This is a genomic window from Amycolatopsis sp. MEPSY49 (assembly GCF_051337345.1).
Classification (GTDB): domain Bacteria; phylum Actinomycetota; class Actinomycetes; order Mycobacteriales; family Pseudonocardiaceae; genus Amycolatopsis.
Genome location: NZ_JBDLYJ010000002.1, coordinates 122,620 through 138,666, shown reverse-complemented (window position 1 = coordinate 138,666; position 16,047 = coordinate 122,620). Strand labels below are relative to the sequence as shown.

Here is a 16,047-nt window from a genome sequence, read left to right as displayed (position 1 = left end):
CGCGCGAAAGCCCGCCCCCCGCCCCCTGGTCACAACGCCGCATCGGATCACGGCGACGCGTAGCACCGCCGCAGGAGATCGATCGCCCGCGCGCGTAACACGGCCTCGTCGCACGGGCAAGTGACATCGGTCCCCTTTGATCAGGCCGGTCGCCCGGGGACCACTCAGGCCGGTCGCCCGGAGTGACGAACGTCTCGGATTCCGCACACTCTTCGTGACGGTCCGCTTCGGACCAGCCGGTGCTCCCCGCCCCGGCGTCCTCCCGTAACAGCCAAGGAGCCTTCTCATGCGCAAGATCAGCAAGCGGTCCGCGGTCGTCCTGGGCGCCGCCGGCGCCGTCGTCGTGGCCGGCGTCGCCTACGCGGCCTGGACCAGCACCGGCGCGGGCTCCGGCTCCGTCACCTCGACCACTGCGGTCAACTCGGTGATCGGTTCCGACACGACCGGCACGCCGCTCTACCCGGGCGCGGTCAAGACGTTCACCGTGAAGATCGACAACCCGAACGACTACCCGGTCGTGGTGAACAGCATCAGCGCCGGCTCCTCCACCGCGACCGCCGGGGGCTGCGCGGCGGGCACCGTGACGAGTGCCGCAGCCACCAGCCCGAGCGGCACCATCGCCGCGCACGGCAGCTCGGTCTACACCCTCACCGCCACGATGAGCGGCTCGGCCACCGACGCGTGCCAGGGCGCGACCTTCACGCTGCCGCTGACCGCCACCCTCTCGTCGAACGCCTGATCGCGCGCCGATGTCCAGGTGGCGCTTCGCCCTTCCGGCCGGCGCGCTGGTGGTGTGCACGTGGCTCGTGGTAGGCCCGTCGGCACCGGCGCCGGCCGCGAACGGCAACGGCATCAAGCAGTTCGCGATCACCGACGTGCCCGGCCGGGCCACCGCGCTCGTCCCCGGCGCCACCGGGACGCGGTGGATCCGGCTCGGGAACGGCGAAAACTTCCCGATCCTCGTGCAGACCGTCACCACGACGGTCGGCAGGCCCGTCGACGGCGGCGGGCGGCCCGTGCCGGCCTGCCCGGCGTCGGCGGTGCGGGTCGACGCGCTCGCCGCGCCGGTCAAGGTCGCCGGCAACGGCACCGCCGACGTCGCGCTCACCACCCACCTGGTCGCCGGCGCGCCCGACGCGTGCCGCGGCCTCACCTTTCCCCTGACGTACACAGGAACGGCGGTCAAGCCATGAACAGCCCCACCCTGCGCCGCGCGGTCGTCGTCACCGCGGTGGTCGGCGCGACGCTGGGCGGCGGGATCGCCGTCGCGGCCTGGACGAGTTCCGGCTCGGGCTCGGCCACGGCGAAGGCCGGCACGGCGAGCGCCCCGACGACCGGCGCGGTGGACGCGTCGGCGATCACGACCGGCCTGCTCTACCCCGGCGGCACGGGCACCGCGAAGCTCCTGGTGACCAACCCGAATTCCTACCCGGTGACGGTCACGCACGTGGCCGCCGGGACCGGTGCGCCGACCGGTTCCAGCGGTATCGGCACCTGTACGCAGACCGGCGTCTCATGGGTCAAGGACCAGACACCGGGCACGCCCATCGCGGCGGGTGGCAGCGCGACGCTCACCCTGCCGGACGCTGTCGCCATGGCGTCCACTGTGGACGACGGCTGCCAGGGCGCGGCGTTCTCGATCCCGGTCGTCGTGACGGTGGCGAGCGCATGAGCCGCATCGTGTTCGCCACGGGCCTCGTGGCGGCGGCGTGGGCGCTGGCGATCGGCGGATCGGTCGCGGTCGGCGACGCGCGGGCCGAGGCCGCCTGGCTAAAGGACGGAACCGGGAGCGCGGGCGCCAAGGCTCTGCAGCTCGCCGTGCCGGCTTCCTTCTCGGTCACGCCGGCGAAGTGCAATGGCAACAACAAGTCGGTGAACATCGGCTGGGCCGCGGTCACCGGCGCGCTGAGCTACGAGGTTTACGCGACCGATTCCACCGGTGGCAGAGGCCAGGTGCTCACAACCACGACCGCGACCGGCCTGACCGGCTACGACCTGCCGTACAAGCCCGCGGTGATCACGGTGCGCGGCCTCAACAACAAGTGGCGCGGCCAAACTTCGCCCACCGCTACCGGCTGCCCCTAGCGGCGTTGGGGCGCGGTCCCGACGGTAGGCCGCGGACAAGCGCGCGGCTGTGGCCGTTCGTCCCCGGCGCCGGGACGAACGGCTCACTCCGCGGCGAAGCTCTCCGTGCCGAGCACCGTGAGCAGGGCGAGCTTTTCGTGGCTTTCCGTCCCCGGCGTCGCGGTGAAGACGAGCAGCGACTGGCCCTGGTCCGGCTCCAGCAGCAGCTGGCAGTAGAGGTCTAGCCGGCCGACCTGGGGGTGCGCGAACCTCTTGGTTTCGCTCCACCGCAAGCCCACTTCGTGACGGTCCCACAGCCGGGCGAACTCGTCGCTGGTGCGCCGCAGGACGTCGGCCAGCTCCGCCGCCGCCGAACCCGGTCCGTCGCGGGTGACCGCCCCGCGCAGCTGCGCGACGGTGATCCGGCCGTTCTTGTCGTGCTCCGCGGGGTCGTACCGCTCGCGGGCGGCGGGATCGGTGAACCAGCGGTAGGCCGCGCTGCGGGCGTTGCCGGTGTAGCGGGTCTCGTCGCCGAGCAACGCCACCGCGGACGGCGTCTGCAGCAGCGTCTCGCCGAGCGGGCCCATCACCTGGGCGGTGGTGCCCGTCAGGCCGTCCATGATCCGCATCAGCCCGGGACTGACGTGCCGGGCCCGCAGGTCGCGCCGGGCGGTGCGGTAGCCGGCGAGCAGGAACAGGTGGTCGCGCTCGTCGGGCGTCAGCCGCAGGCCGCGGGCGATGGCCGCGACCATCGGCTCGGACGGCTGCGGTCCGGTGCCGCGTTCGAGCCGGGCGAAGTAGTCGGCGGACATGGCGCACAGCTCCGCCACCTCCTCGCGCCGCAGGCCCGGAGCGCGCCGGCGCTGCCCGCGTCGCAGCCCGACGTCCTCCGGTTGCAGCGCCGCGCGCCGGGTGCGCAGGAACGCGCCCAGCGAGGCGAGGTCGAAGCTCATGGTCACCATCGTCGACGAACCGACCGGGTTCAGCCACGGTCTGCGAGTCAGTGGCTGAGCGCGTCCTTCCTCCCCTCGCGGCCGCCGCGTTCACTGGGGAAGCGATCGGACTTCGAGTCGAGGAGCGGAAATGACCAAGTGGACGACGGCCGACCTGCCGGACCTGACCGGACGGACGGTGGTGGTCACCGGCGCGGGCCGCGGCCTGGGACTGATCACGGCGCGGGAGCTCGCCCGCGCCGGCGCCCGGGTCGTGCTGGGAGTGCGGGACGTCGGCAAGGCCGGTGCCGCGGTCGCCGGGCTGCCCGGCACCTTCGACGTCCGGCCGCTGGACGTGGCGGACCTGACGTCGGTGCGGGCGTTCGCGGACGCGTGGTCCGGCCCGCTCGACGTCCTGGTCAACAACGCCGGCGTGATGGACGTCCCGGCCGCGCGGACGGCCGACGGGCTCGACCGGCAGACCACCACCAACCACACCGGCCCGTTCCTGCTGACGAACCTGCTGCTGGGGCACGTCACCGACCGGGTCGTGCACGTCACCAGCCAGCTGCACCGGCAGGGCGAGCTCGTCCTCGACGACCTGGACTGGCGGACCCGCGACTACCACGGGATGGCCGCCTACCAGGCGTCGAAGCTGGCGGTGGTCCTGTTCTCCCTGGAACTGCAGCGCCGGCTGGACGCGGCGGGCAGCCCGGTCCGCTCGGTGCTGGCCAGCCCGGGGATCGCGCGCACCGCGCTGGCCGCCCATTCGCGGTCGAACGTCGTCAACCGCTTCAAGTTCCTGACCAACTCACCGGAACAGGGCGCGCTCTCGGTGCTCTACGCCGCCACGGCGGACGTCCCCGGCAACGCCTACGTCGGGCCGGACGGGCCGGGCGGCCTGCGCGGCGGCCCGGCCCTGCGCCGGGCGGGCAAGGCCGGCCTCGACGCGGCGCTGGCCCGCCGCCTGTGGGACGCGACCGCCGGCCTCGTCGAAGCGGCAGCCCGGTAGGGAATTCCGCGTTTGCTCGTATCGGGCACCGGTACCTCCTACTCTCACAGGAGTGGACGGCATCGACAGTCTCCGGCACGCCATCGAGACCATTCCCATTCCCGGCGCTCCGCCCCGCCTGTCGCGGCAGGGGGCCGCCGTCGGGCTGGCCCTGCTCGACACCTCGTTGCGGCTCAACCACGTGCGCCGGCTCACCGAGCGGCTCACCGTCGTCGAGCACGGGACCGCCCGGCGCAGCACCGAGGTCGACGTCAGCCTCAAGCTGCTCGACGAAGGCCAGCGGCAGGCGACCGCGCAGCTGCAGGACCTCATCGGCCGGGAACACGGCGAGCGCGCCGCCTCCAGACCCGCGCGGCAGCGGTCCCTCTGGGTGCCGCTCGCCCGGCTGCCGCGCCGGGACGTCTCCCCCGTCGACGTCTTCGACTCCTCCGGCCAGAAGCTGCCGCGGCTGACGCAGCACGAGGCGTCCCGGCTGGTCGCCGCCGGGCTCTACCGGCTGCTGCGCGGGATCCTCGCCAGCGACGAGAACGCGCAGACCGCCAAGCACGAGCTGAACACCTTCCTGTTCCAGGTGCACGAACCCCGCTGGCTCATCCAGCAGGCACTGCTGACGCTGCTCACCGAACGGAACCACCCGGAAGAGCACTTCACCCTGGCTCCGACCGGCGGCACGGTCCCCGGGTACGGGCGCCAATGCCGGGAACTGGCGCTGGACATCCTCGCGGGCTGTTCCGAACTGCTCGTCGAATACGCGTACCTGCTCAACGTCGCCGTCCGGGACTACATGCTGGTGGTCGCGCTCGACGACTCGGTCGAGGAACACCGGCTCAGCTACGAAACCCCGCTGCACGTCGACGCGCGGCGGCCCGCCGCGCAGGAGCAGTGGCGGCGGCTCGCTTCCAGCCGCCGCGGGTACGTCGTCAGCTACGAGACCATGATCCCGGCGACGCTGAAGTCCTACCACCTGGTGGCCGGCACCGCGCCGGAGGCCGAGATCTCGCGGATGTACCTGTCCACGGACGCCGACCAGCACCAGGTCGACGGCTTGGCCGAGGACCTGGTTTCGCTGGCCGAACGGCAGGACGCCGCCCCGCTGCAGGAAGCCGACGGCGCCCGGCACAAGATCCTCGAGCTGCAGGCGCAGACCGTGCTGCGCCGGCTCGCCGACCTGCTGCGCCGCCGCAAGTGGGAGGCCGGCCAGTCCGGCGTCGAGCTGTCCCCGCGCAGCCTGCCCGCCTGCCACCGGCTCGCCGCCGCGGCCACGACGGGCGAGGCCGTCCGCATCGACACGAACGAGCTGGACAACTCGCTGCGCCGGCACCCGGAGTTCACCGCCGCGAACCTGCGCGAGGCCGCGCGCGAGCTGACCGACCGGGAGTTCGGGCAGGACCTCGTGCTGGTCACCGGCATCGCCGACAACGAGGCGCGCGCGTACTGGCGCCGCTCGGGCGGCCGCGACCCGCGCGGCGACCACGTCCGGGTGCGCGCGACGCTCGTGCTCAAGGACTCCACGAAGTCCGGCCCGCTCAACGTGACGTTCTACGCGCTGGCCGTCGCGGCGGTGTCGTTCGTGCTCGGGTGGATGCTCGTGGGCAGCCCGTGGCCGTACGGCCGGGCCGCCACCGACGCGCTCGGCCACATCGGTGACGGCCAGTCCGTGATCACGATGCTGCTGCTGTTGCCGGGTTTCCTCTACAGCCGCCTGTCGCTGCCGCCGCGCCGGACCGTGCTCGGTTACCTCGGGACGTTGCCGCAGGCGCTCGTCCAGCTGAGCATCGCGGCCGTCGCCGCGTTCGCCGCGGCCGTCGCGACGCAGAGCCGCGGCGAAGTCGTGCAGACCACGCTGACCGTCGCGGTGGCGCTGCCGGTGCTCGCCGCGCTGGTGCTGTTCGGCCAGGCGTCGTGGCGCGAGTCGGCGATCCCGCTGTCGCGCATCGGGGCGCCGCGCTGGGCCGGCACCGGGGCGTGGGACCGGCGCAAGCCGCTGGAAGCCGACGTCCGGTTCGACTCGTCCGGGGGGTGGTGAAGGTGCGCAGCCAGCGCGTTTCCGTGCGGAACGTGGCCGACCTCGCGCGGGCCGGGTTCGAGATCGCGCGCCAGCCGGTGACCAAAGTGGACTTCGAGGTGCACCACGCGCTGGCCCGCAACGGCTACCTGCGCGACCTCGTGTCCGCGGACGCCGACAGCGCGGTGTTCCTCGAGACGCTGTGCTCGGCCACGAACGGCGCCGGCGTCGTGATCGGCACCCGCACCCGGAAACCCCTGGACGGCACCGAAGCCGTCGAGCACAGCGACGGCAGGCAGCCGGCGGAACGCCCGGAGGAGAACTCGGGCGGCTGGGTCTTCCACCAGACGACCTCGCCCAACCCGACGTTCATCTACGAGTCCGCGCAGACCTTCGAGGGCCTGATCGCGATCGACCCGGGCGCGCGCGAGGTGTGCGAGTGGCACGGCCTCGCGGTCCGCGACCTGGTGCGGGAGATCTCGGACGCGGCGTCGGCGCTGATCGACGCGCCGCTGCTGTCGCTGCAGTGCCCGGCCCAGCTGCCGACGATCGTGAAGACCCGCAACCACGACCTGCGGACCCGCAAGGAGGTGGCGCCGCCCTGCTCGTCGCTCGCGGTCCGGTTCGCGATCGCGCTGCGGGACGTGTCCGCGGCCGCCCGGTTCGAGCTGGCCGACCGGTTCCGCGAGCTGTGCGAGAAGCACGGGTACAGCTTCTGGCTCGCCGACACGCGGCCGGGGCACCGGCAGGGCAACTGGTTCGAGGTCTACCACGCCGACGGCGAGTTTTCCCCGCTGTACAAGGGCGACCTCCGGTCCCGCCAGCGGATCGGCACGTGCCTGCCGGTGACGTTCGTCGGCCCGGCGCGGATCGGCTCGACGCACGCGATCGTGTCGTTCCTCCAGCGCTACCCGCAGGTGGGGGTGGTGGGCTGCGCGGGCACGACGCTGTCGGACGTGGCGTTCGTCCACCTGCAGCTGTCGGTCCAGGGCGTGGCGGCCGATCGGCTCAACCGCATCCTGACGAAGCTGCTGGGCGAATCCACGACCCCGGCCCGGCCGCAGAAGCTGCTGCGCGAGCTGTTCAAGCGCCTCGGCCTGCCCCCGGACCCGGAGGAGACGAGCGGGCCGTTCGCCGACCCGACGGCGGACTACCAGACGTTCGCGGGCCCGGCGCTGCCGTACCGCCCCTTCCAGATGCCGGAGAGCATGGCGGTGTGGGTGTCGTGGGAGATCGCCCGCCAGCACCGGGGTCTGGCGGCGCCGCTGGAGTGCCTGTACCGGGCGTTGGCCCAGGTGGCGTCGGCGGACGAGCTGGCGACGGTCGAGTACTTGATCTGCCGCGCGACGGAGCAGTCGGTGGTCCGGGGCAAGGCGAAGCTGGCGGTGCCGAAGTCGGTGTTGAAGCAGTTCACGGCGGGCGGGGTCGAGCTGCCGGCGTCCAAGCTGTGCGCGTCGCTGGAGGAGGCTTGGAAGGCGCAGGTGGATCGGTCCGGTGTGGACGGGGTGAGCGAGTTGACGGTGGCTTGGCGCGAGTCGTGGCTCGGCCATTGGACGTACTCGTGAGTCCTTGCAGCGGCCGGCTCGCATCCGGCCGCCGCGGTCTGCTTCGGTCGCCTTCTCGTCCACGCTGACCGCGGCCGGCCGCGCCCTCACAACGTCAGCACCACCTTGCCGTGGACGTGGCGGCCCGCCTGCAGCTCCACCGCCTCGCGCACCCGCTCGAGCGGGAACGTCGCCGCGATCGGGACCGTCAGCTCCCCTGACAGGATCGCGTCCGTGATCCGCTTCAGCTCGGCCGGCCCCGCGTCGATGCCGCCCGTCGCGCGGACTCCGCCCGGTGGGTTGGGCCCCGCCGCGATCGTCGAGATCCGCTCCGGCGGAATGCCGAGCGACAGCGCCGCCGAGGCCGTCTCCGTGCCGAACAAGTCCGTCGCCGCGGTCGGCGCGAACGACCGGACCCGGTCGGCCAGCCCCGGGCCGTACGCCACCGGCTCCGCGCCCAGCTCACGCAGGAACTCGAACGTGCCCGGAGAAGCCGTTCCGATCACCCGGGCGCCCGCCACGCGCGCCAGCTGGACCGCGAACACCCCCACTCCGCCCGCCGCGCCGCCGATCAGGACCGTGTCTTCCGGCCCCACGCCGATCGCCGACAACGCCGCTGCCGCGGTCATGCCCGCCACCGGCAGCGTGGCCGCCACGACGTCGGAAACCCCCTCGGGCGTCGGCCAGAGCGTCTCGGTGGGTGTCGGCACCACCGCGAAGTCGGCCGCCGCCGCGGCCATCACGCCGCCGAACACCCGCTGGCCCACCGAAAAGCCCGTCGCGCCGGGGCCGACCTCGTCGATCACCCCCGCCAGGTCGTAGCCGAACCCCGAGGGCACCGTCACGCCGAACTGCGCCGCCAGCTCCGGGCGCGCCGCCAGGCCCCAGTCCATCGGGTTCAGGCCGGCCGCCGCCACGCGGACGCGGATCTCGCCCGGTCCCGCGTGCGGCTCCGGCACCTCACGCACTTCCAGGACTTCGGGACCGCCGAACTCTTCGTAAACCACCGCACGGCTCATGAGCCACCTCCGAGTGATGAGACTTGGTCCCATCACCGTACACGAGATGACGGGACCAAGTCCCGTACACTCGGTTCATGGCCCGCTGGCAGCCCCACGCCCCGGAGCGGCTCGTCGTCGCCGCGCTCGACCTGTTCGAGGAACGCGGCTACGAAAACACCACCGTGATCGAGATCGCCGAACGCGCCGGGCTGACGAAGAGCACCTTCTTCCGGCACTTCCCGGACAAGCGCGAGGTCCTCTTCGGCAGCGACGCGATGGCCGGCCTCCTCGCCGGCGGCATCGCCGACGCCCCGGACACCGCCACCCCGCTCGAAGCCGTCGCCCACGCCTTGGACGCCGTCGGGCGGGAGGCCTTCACGCCCGAGCGTCGCGACTTCACCGCCCGGCGCCGGGCGGTGATCGCCGCCAATACCGAACTGCGGGAGCGCGAAGCGCTGAAGGGGCTCGTGCTCACCGCGGCGATGGCCGACGCCCTCGAGCGCCGCGGGGTGCCCGACCCGGCCTCGCGGGTGGCCGCCCAGCTCGGCGCACTCGTCATGACGCTCGCCTACGAACGCTGGTGCGACCCCGCCGAAGAAATCACCTTCGGCGAGGCCGCACGAGACGCTCTTCGTGAGGTGCAGGCGGCTACAGCAGCTTCCTGACGTCACCCGCCCGGGCGCCGGCGGTGGGCGCGCCGCCGATGTCCGACTCGATCGCCGCCGTCACGATGCGGTTGCGGTCGCCCGACGACAGCACCCCGTTGCCGACCAGCTCCTGGGTCACCGCCTTCACGTGCTTGACGAACCGGTCGTGCGACGCGTACTCCGCGTTCGCGTCGATGACGTCGCTGATCGTGCAGCCGTTGCCGGTGTCGACGTTCACGACCTGGCTGTCGATCTCGCCGATCACCACGGTCTCGCGGGTGTCCGAGACCGGGCAGGCGTCCGGCGGCGGCGGGGCCGCGACCACCGTGAACGTCCCCGGCGCCTCCGCCGAGACGTTCCCGGCGACGTCCGTGGCCCGTGCCCGCACCGTGTGCTCGCCCAGCGCGGTGAGCACCACCGGCGCGGTGTACCGCGTCCACCCGCCACTGTCCACTTCGTACTCGATGGAGGCCACGCCGGACTCCGGGTCGACGGCGGCCAGCGTCACGGTCGCCTTGCCGACGAAGTCCCAGTTGCCGTCCTGGTCGCCGGTCACCTGCATGGAGACCACCGGCGCCGTCGTGTCCCCGCCCGCGACCACGGTGAACGCCACGCTGCCCTCGGCAGACGCGTTCCCGGCGACGTCCCGGGCGCGGTAAGCGACCGTGTGCGCCCCGGCCGAAGAAACCTGGACCGGCGCGGAATACGGCGACCACGTTCCACTGTCTACTTTGTACTCGATCGCGGCGACGCCGGACCCGGTGTCCGACGCCGTCACGGTCACGACAGCTTTGCCGATGTAGTTTCCGTCCGCGTCCTGGGTCCCGGCCACCGAAGCCGAGACGGTCGGTGCCGTCGTGTCGCGCTTGACCACGGTGAAGCTCGACATGCCCTCCGGTGAGGTGTTGCCGGCGGCATCGGTCGCCCGGAAGTGGACCATGTGCGCGCCCGCCCCGGTCACCGCGACCGGCGCCGAGTACGGCGTCCACGCGCCGCCGTCGAGCTGGTATTCCACCGAAGCGACCGGGGAGTCGGCATCGGTCGCCGTCAGGGAAACCGTGGCGACGTCGAGGTAGTTGCCCGCCGAGTCCCGGTCTCCGGAGAGCGAAGCGGTCACCGTGGGCGGCGTCGTGTCACCCTGCCCCTCGACGATCGTGAAGTGTTCCATCCCTTCCGGGGACGTGTTCCCGGCGACGTCGGTCGCCCGGTAGTGCAGCATGTGCATGCCCACCGCGCTCACCACCACCGGCGCCGAATAGGTGGTCCAGGTGCCGCCGTCGAGCTGGTACTCGACCGAGGCCACGCCGGAACCCGCGTCGGTGGCCGAAAGCGAAACCGTGGCCGACTCGATGTAGTTGCCCGACGAATCGCGATTCCCGGCCACGGACGCGGTCACCACAGGTGCGGTGGTGTCGCCACCGCCGTCGGAGACGACGAACTCCCCCACCATCGCCGTGTGGCCGGGGATCGTGCAGAAGTACCGGTACTTGCCCGGGGTCAGCGTGACGACGGCTTCGTGCCGCCCGTTCTGCGGGTCGAACGGGTTGGCCAGGATGTTGAGCGAGACGTCGTGGTTGTAGCCCGGCGTCGAGGTGTCGAACGTCAGGGTGTGCGACATCCCCGTCGTGTTGCCGGTGGCTTCGCTGTTCTCGAAGACGATGGTGGTCTCGCCGGGCAGGGCGCCGCTCGGCGCGGACCCGTATTCGGTGGTGCTGTTGTTCCCGGTCCAGGTCAGCGTCTGGACCGGCGCCGCCAGCGCCGCCGCCGGAGTGGCCAGCCCGAGCACCGCCAGCAGAGCCGTCAGCAGCACGGCTATCGGTCGTGGGGACATCGCGGGGAACCCTTCCTGAAGAGAGGGATGGGGGCCGGGCACGCCCGGCCCCCATCGCGCTACAGCTGCCGCACCCGGATGTTGCGGAACTCGATCAGGTCGTTGTCGCTGTGGTTCTGCAGCCCGATGAACCCGCTGACGAACTGCCGCAGGTCGGTCGGCGGGTCACCCGCGCGCGACGACTGCTGGCCCGGCGTGTTGTCGAACTCGTTGATCACCACGCCGTTGCGGATCATCGTGTAGTGCTGCCCGACGACCTTGATCTCGTACTCGTTCCACGTTCCCTTCGGCCGCGCGCCCGCCTGGTCGAGCGGGCGCGGGTCGAAGTTGTAGACCGACCCGGTCTTCTGCGGCTCACCGGTGTCGCCGTCGTAGATCTGGATTTCGTGGCCGCAGTAGATGGCCACCCACGCCTGCGACGTCCGCGCCGAGCCGACCGTCCCGCAGCTGCCCGGCGGCCGCTGCTCCAGCGGTGTCCGCGGATCCGGGAACCGGACGAAGAGGCCGCTGTTGGCGCGGTATCCCTCGGGGGCGATGTCCTTGAACTGCACCTTCACCGAGAAGTTCGCGAACTGCCGCTGGGCGTACCAGAGCATCCCCAGCCCGCCTGCCGAGCGGATCGACCCGTCGGGTTGCAGCGTGAACTGCCCGGAAGGTGCTTGCTCCCAGGCCCGCAGCGACGCGGCGGTGCCGTCGAACAACGCCTCATAGCCCGTCGTGCCCGGCTTCCCGATCGGCGACGCTTCGGCCGCCGCGTTCAGCTCGTCGGATTCGTCGCCGTTGATGACGCCGAGGTCGGAGAGCGTCTCGGTGGCCTGCTCGACGTGGTTGACGAACGCCGCGTGGGTGGTCCACACGCCTTCGTCGTCGATGAAGTCGTCGACGGTGCAGCCGCCACCGGCGTTGCGGTTGACCACCTTCGTGATGCTGTCGCCCAACGTCACCACCGGGCTCGGGTCGGCCACCGCGCAGCCGACGTTCACCGAGGTCCGGGTCGTCACCGCTTCGCCGTTCGCGTAGGTCACGGTCAGCTTGGCGGTGAAGAGGCCGGTGCGCGGGTAGGTGTGCCGCGGGTCGGCCTGGGTGGACACCGAGCCGTCGCCGAACTCCCAGCGGTAGGACACGCCGCCGGACTTCGAGCCGGTGAACGCCGCCGTCAGCGCCTTGTTCTGCACCATCGTCGACGAGGCCGCCGGCGCCGGGGTCGGCGCGCCACCCGTGTAGCTGATCTTCAGCAGCTTCTGGTTGGCGTCCAGGGAGAAGAACCCGTTGCCGTAGTCCAGGACGTACAGCGCGCCGTCCGGCCCGAACTTGGCGTCCATCCAGCTCTGCACCCGGGTGTCACCCGCGCCGCCCGGGATGATCTGCCGGAACGTCTCGGCGAACACCGGCGGCTGGTGCGTCGGCACGCCCGCCGGGTCGACGGTCACCGCGACCCGGTTCTGCGCGTTGGACTCGTCGCCGATGAACCACTTGTTGTCCCAGTACGCCGGCCACGCGACGCCGCTGTTCGTGTTGACCAGCGAACGGTGGTACGTCGGCCCGGACATGACCGCCTGGCCGCCGCCCCGCAGGTACGGCTGGGTGTAGGTGGCGTCCGCCGCGACGTACGTCGGGATGGACGAGCCCGGCCGCTTCGGGAAGACCGGGCCGCCGCCGTCCGGCGAGTACCAGATCATGTTGTCCTTGATCGGCGGCAAGTTGACGAGCCCGGTGTTGCGCGGCGAGGTGTTGACCGGGTTGTCGCAGTCGTACCAGCCGGTCAGCTCGGCCGCGTTGGTGCTGCTGCGGTCGCGGTAGGGCTGCCGGTTGCCCATGCAGTACGGCCAGCCGTGGTTGCCCGCTTCGGTGATGATGGTCGCCGTCTCGTACTTCGCCGGGCCCAGTTCGGGGCTCGGCGAGGACGCGTCCGGACCGACCCAGCCCGCGGTCATCCAGTTGTGCACGGGGTCGATCTGCAGCCGCGAGATGTTGCGGACGCCCATCACGTAGATCTCCGGGCGGGTCTTGTCCGCCGGACCGTTCGGGAACAGGTTGCCCGGCGGGATCGTGTAGGTCCCGTTCGCCTCCGGGTGGATGCGCAGGATCTTGCCGTCCAGGTCGTTCGTGTTGCCCGCCGTGCGGCGCGCGTCCTGGAAGGAGATGCCCTTGTAGTCGAGCGTCCAGTTGTTTCCGGAGTAGCCGTTCGAGCCGCCCGAGGAGTTGTTGTCCCCGGACCCGATGTAGAGGTTGCCGTCCTTGTCGAACGCCATGCCGCCGCCGGCGTGGCAGCAGCTGTGGATCTGCACGTCCCAGGACAGCAGGTCCTTGCGGGTGGCCTGGTCGAGGGTCTGCGCGGTCAGGTTGTAGGTGAACCGCGAGACCGTGCGCTTGCCGATCCGCTTGTCGCGGTCGATCGACTCGTGCGGCATCCAGTAGGCGTACATGTAGCCGTTTTCGGCGAACTTCGGGTCCAGGGTCAGCCCGAGCAGGCCCTCTTCGTTCTTGACCAGCTCGTCACCGCTGCCCCGGTTGCCCATCACGCGCAACGTCGTGAGCAGCTTGGGCTTCTTGGTGACCGGGTCCCACTGGTGGATCGTGCCGCAGCCGAGGCCGACGTTCGGGTCGTCCCAGCTGACGACCGGGCCGGTCGGGCAGGCCGCCTTGCCGATGTAGAACACCTTGCCGTCCGGGGCGATCGTCAGCCCGTGCGGCTCGCCGATCTGGTCGAGCTGCCCGGCCGCGTTCTTGCCGGTCAGCCGCTCGACCTTGTAGTTCGCGGCGATCCCGGCCTGGCAGTCGCCGCGCACCATGCCGGTCGTCCAGCGCAGGGCGCCGAGCAGGTGCTTGCGGAACTGGTCTTCGCCGTAGGAGCCTTCGGTGCGGCCCATCCCGGTGTAGAAGGAGCGGCCGCCGTCGTAGTCGCGGCACCAGGAGATCGGGTGGAACGCGCCGTTCGCGCCGACCCCCGGTTTGTAGCCCTTCTCCTCGACCTGCGCGACGGTGTGGACGGTGCCGACCGGGTTGGTCTCCCAGTTGAGCCAGCGGTCGGTGCGCGTCCAGTTCTGCGGCAGCCCGGCGGTGGCCGGGTGCTGCGCGTCGAGGACGTCGATGACGGCCTGCTGCGGCTCGGGCTCGGGCGGCGGCGGGGTGGTCGAGGTGTCCTTGAACAGCTTGAGGTCCGCGAGCTGGATGATCGGGTCACCGGCGTTCGCGGTGATGTTCAGCCGGTAGTTCGCGTACGCCGTGGTGTTGGCGAAGGTGAAGGTCCGGGTCTGGAACGGATCGGTGAACACCTCGTTCGCCCGCGTGTCCAGGTCGGTCCACGTGGTCCCGTCGGCGGAGCCCTGCAGGGTCCAGTTCTTCGGGTTCCGGCCCGCGAAGTCGTTCGCCGACACCAGCGAGTAGCTGCTGACCGCGACCGGCGCCGCCATCTTGTAGGCCGCCCAGCCGGTCGGCGAGAACGTCAGCCACTTCGTGTTCTCGTTGTTGTCGGCCAGCTTCTCCTTGGTCTCGTTCGGCGGGTTCTCCCCGCTCGCCGTCACCGCCGCGACCGCCTCGGGCGTGGGCCGCGCGCCGACCGGCCGTGCGCCGATCAACCCGGTGAACCACTGGGACGAGTCCTGCGCACGGGCCGCGTCGGAAATGCCGAGGAAACCGCCACCCGCCTTCATGTAGGCCTGCAGCGCGCCTTCCTGGTCACGGCTGAGCGTCACGCCCTGCGCGGACAGGTACACGACACCGCGGTACTTCGCGAGGTTGGCGGCGCTGAACACGGCCGGGTCCGAGGACGCCGTCACCGTGATGCCGTTGTCCGTGCCCAGCCTCGCGATCGCGTCGGCCGCGCGCAGCACGGGGTCCTTCTGGTCCGCCGCCGCGCCGTGGAAGACCAGCACGTTGACGGGCACGTTCACCGCGGCGGGCGCGGCCTGCGCCACCGGCATCGTGATCAGCGGGGCCCCGGCCGCCAGGACCGAGCCGATGGCGAGCACGAGCGCCCCGCGCCTTCCGAACCACCGTTTTCTCATAGCTCCCGTCCTCATGCGTGCGTCCGTCCATCCGGGTTCATGTCGTGCCCGGAGTGGTCATGCAGCTTGAACCGGTCGATCGCTTCCTGCGCTCCCTCGGGGAGGCTGCCGTCGGCGTTGCGGACCAGGAACAGGCCCACCATCCCGCCGTCGGAGTGGGTCTGGACGTGGCAGTGGTACATCCACGCGCCCGGCCCGACGCCCTCGCCGGCGATCACCTGGAAGCCGAACGAGCTGCCGGGGTCGAGGTTCTTGTTGTCGACGATGGCAGCGTTGTCAGCGGCTCCGCTGAGCATCCCGGTGCGGGTGTCGGCCCAGCGGTGGGCGTGCAGGTGGAACGTGTGCGGCAGGCTGCCGTACCCGACGCACACCCATTCGACGCGCTCGCCGAGCCGCGCCTCGAGGATCGGTGTGTCCGGTGCCATCTTGTGGTTGATCATCATCTCGTTGAACACGACGGTGTACTGCTTGCTCGGCAGCAGGTCGCCGCGCTTGCGCACGATCAGCCCGCCGTAGAGCCCGCGCGCGAGGCCCGCGGTGCCGTGGTCGGTGCCCATGGCGTGGTCGTGGTAGTGCCAGTAGCCGGCGTTGCCCGGCATCCAGAACCCGCCGCCGGCGTCGTACCGGGCCCGCGTCTTCCAGGTGTAGGTCCGCGTCTCGTACGGCTTGTTGAACGACGCGTTGAGCGGGGCGCCGTCGGATCCGGTGTCGTAGTTGACGCCGTGCGGGTGGATCGACAGCCGCTGGTCGGTCCGGTTGACCAGTTCGATCTCGAGGGTGTCGCCCTCGTAGATCTCCAGCAGCGGCCCCGGGATCGTGGCCTTGCCCGGTTCGAGCCCGTAGCCGTAGAGGCCGCCGGGCAGGGCTTCGGCGTAGATGGTGATCTGGCGGTTCAAGCCCGCCGCGAAGGCCGAATCGGCCACCCCGACCGCGGGCGCGAGGACGCCCGCGGCGGTTCCGGCCAGCATCGACCGACGTGACACTCGCATGCGACTTTCCCCCGG

General features: G+C 71.6%; 13 protein-coding genes. 8 read left to right on the top strand and 5 right to left on the bottom strand.

The features are described from left to right. The first annotated feature begins 286 nt into the window (after positions 1-286). Genes ABFJ78_RS09625 through ABFJ78_RS09610 form a run of 4 tightly spaced genes read left to right on the top strand, consistent with a single transcriptional unit; the run spans position 287 to position 2,085 of the window. Positions 287-739, top strand: coding sequence for an LEA type 2 family protein (locus ABFJ78_RS09625; protein WP_436385533.1), 453 nt, complete (start codon positions 287-289; stop codon positions 737-739). A 10-nt stretch (positions 740-749) separates the two neighbouring features. Beyond that, the gene (locus ABFJ78_RS09620) at positions 750-1,193 is read left to right on the top strand and encodes a hypothetical protein (RefSeq protein ID WP_436385532.1); all 444 of its coding nucleotides are present in this window, start codon (positions 750-752) and stop codon (positions 1,191-1,193) included. Then, the gene (locus ABFJ78_RS09615) at positions 1,190-1,672 is read left to right on the top strand and encodes a hypothetical protein (protein WP_436385531.1); all 483 of its coding nucleotides are present in this window, start codon (positions 1,190-1,192) and stop codon (positions 1,670-1,672) included. Before ABFJ78_RS09620 ends, ABFJ78_RS09615 begins: the two co-directional genes overlap by 4 nt. Beyond that, the gene (locus ABFJ78_RS09610) at positions 1,669-2,085 is read left to right on the top strand and encodes a hypothetical protein (protein ID WP_436385530.1); all 417 of its coding nucleotides are present in this window, start codon (positions 1,669-1,671) and stop codon (positions 2,083-2,085) included. Before ABFJ78_RS09615 ends, ABFJ78_RS09610 begins: the two co-directional genes overlap by 4 nt. An 83-nt stretch (positions 2,086-2,168) precedes the next feature. On the opposite strand, the gene ABFJ78_RS09605 is transcribed toward ABFJ78_RS09610, so the two are convergent. Beyond that, complete coding sequence (locus ABFJ78_RS09605) at positions 2,169-3,017, bottom strand: helix-turn-helix transcriptional regulator (RefSeq protein WP_436385529.1); 849 nt, start codon at positions 3,015-3,017, stop codon at positions 2,169-2,171. A 130-nt stretch (positions 3,018-3,147) separates the two neighbouring features. On the opposite strand from ABFJ78_RS09605, the gene ABFJ78_RS09600 reads away from it, so the two are divergent. Genes ABFJ78_RS09600 through ABFJ78_RS09590 form a run of 3 tightly spaced genes read left to right on the top strand, consistent with a single transcriptional unit; the run spans position 3,148 to position 7,578 of the window. After that, the gene (locus ABFJ78_RS09600) at positions 3,148-4,008 is read left to right on the top strand and encodes an SDR family NAD(P)-dependent oxidoreductase (protein ID WP_436385528.1); all 861 of its coding nucleotides are present in this window, start codon (positions 3,148-3,150) and stop codon (positions 4,006-4,008) included. A gap of 52 nt (positions 4,009-4,060) precedes the next feature. After that, positions 4,061-6,034, top strand: a complete 1,974-nt coding sequence (locus ABFJ78_RS09595) for a hypothetical protein (protein ID WP_436385527.1) — start codon at positions 4,061-4,063, stop codon at positions 6,032-6,034. A 2-nt stretch (positions 6,035-6,036) separates the two neighbouring features. Continuing rightward, positions 6,037-7,578 carry a hypothetical protein gene (locus tag ABFJ78_RS09590; RefSeq protein ID WP_436385526.1) on the top strand — a complete coding sequence of 514 codons (1,542 nt, stop codon included), beginning with the start codon at positions 6,037-6,039 and terminating at the stop codon, positions 7,576-7,578. A gap of 86 nt (positions 7,579-7,664) precedes the next feature. On the opposite strand, the gene ABFJ78_RS09585 is transcribed toward ABFJ78_RS09590, so the two are convergent. Next, on the bottom strand, positions 7,665-8,576 hold the full coding sequence (locus ABFJ78_RS09585) for an NADP-dependent oxidoreductase (RefSeq protein WP_436385525.1): 912 nt from the start codon (positions 8,574-8,576) through the stop codon (positions 7,665-7,667). A 77-nt stretch (positions 8,577-8,653) separates the two neighbouring features. On the opposite strand from ABFJ78_RS09585, the gene ABFJ78_RS09580 reads away from it, so the two are divergent. Beyond that, positions 8,654-9,223, top strand: a complete 570-nt coding sequence (locus ABFJ78_RS09580) for a TetR/AcrR family transcriptional regulator (protein ID WP_436385524.1) — start codon at positions 8,654-8,656, stop codon at positions 9,221-9,223. On the opposite strand, the gene ABFJ78_RS09575 is transcribed toward ABFJ78_RS09580, so the two are convergent. Genes ABFJ78_RS09575 through ABFJ78_RS09565 form a run of 3 tightly spaced genes read right to left on the bottom strand, consistent with a single transcriptional unit; the run spans position 9,207 to position 16,032 of the window. Then, on the bottom strand, positions 9,207-11,036 hold the full coding sequence (locus ABFJ78_RS09575) for an OmpL47-type beta-barrel domain-containing protein (protein WP_436385523.1): 1,830 nt from the start codon (positions 11,034-11,036) through the stop codon (positions 9,207-9,209). The two genes, ABFJ78_RS09580 and ABFJ78_RS09575, sit on opposite strands and share 17 nt — an antisense overlap. Positions 11,037-11,095: 59 nt before the next feature. Continuing rightward, on the bottom strand, positions 11,096-15,043 hold the full coding sequence (locus tag ABFJ78_RS09570; RefSeq protein WP_436385522.1) for a ThuA domain-containing protein: 3,948 nt from the start codon (positions 15,041-15,043) through the stop codon (positions 11,096-11,098). A gap of 11 nt (positions 15,044-15,054) precedes the next feature. Then, positions 15,055-16,032 (bottom strand): multicopper oxidase domain-containing protein, encoded by a 978-nt coding sequence (locus tag ABFJ78_RS09565; protein ID WP_436385521.1) that lies wholly within the window; start codon positions 16,030-16,032, stop codon positions 15,055-15,057. Positions 16,033-16,047: the final 15 nt, after the last annotated feature.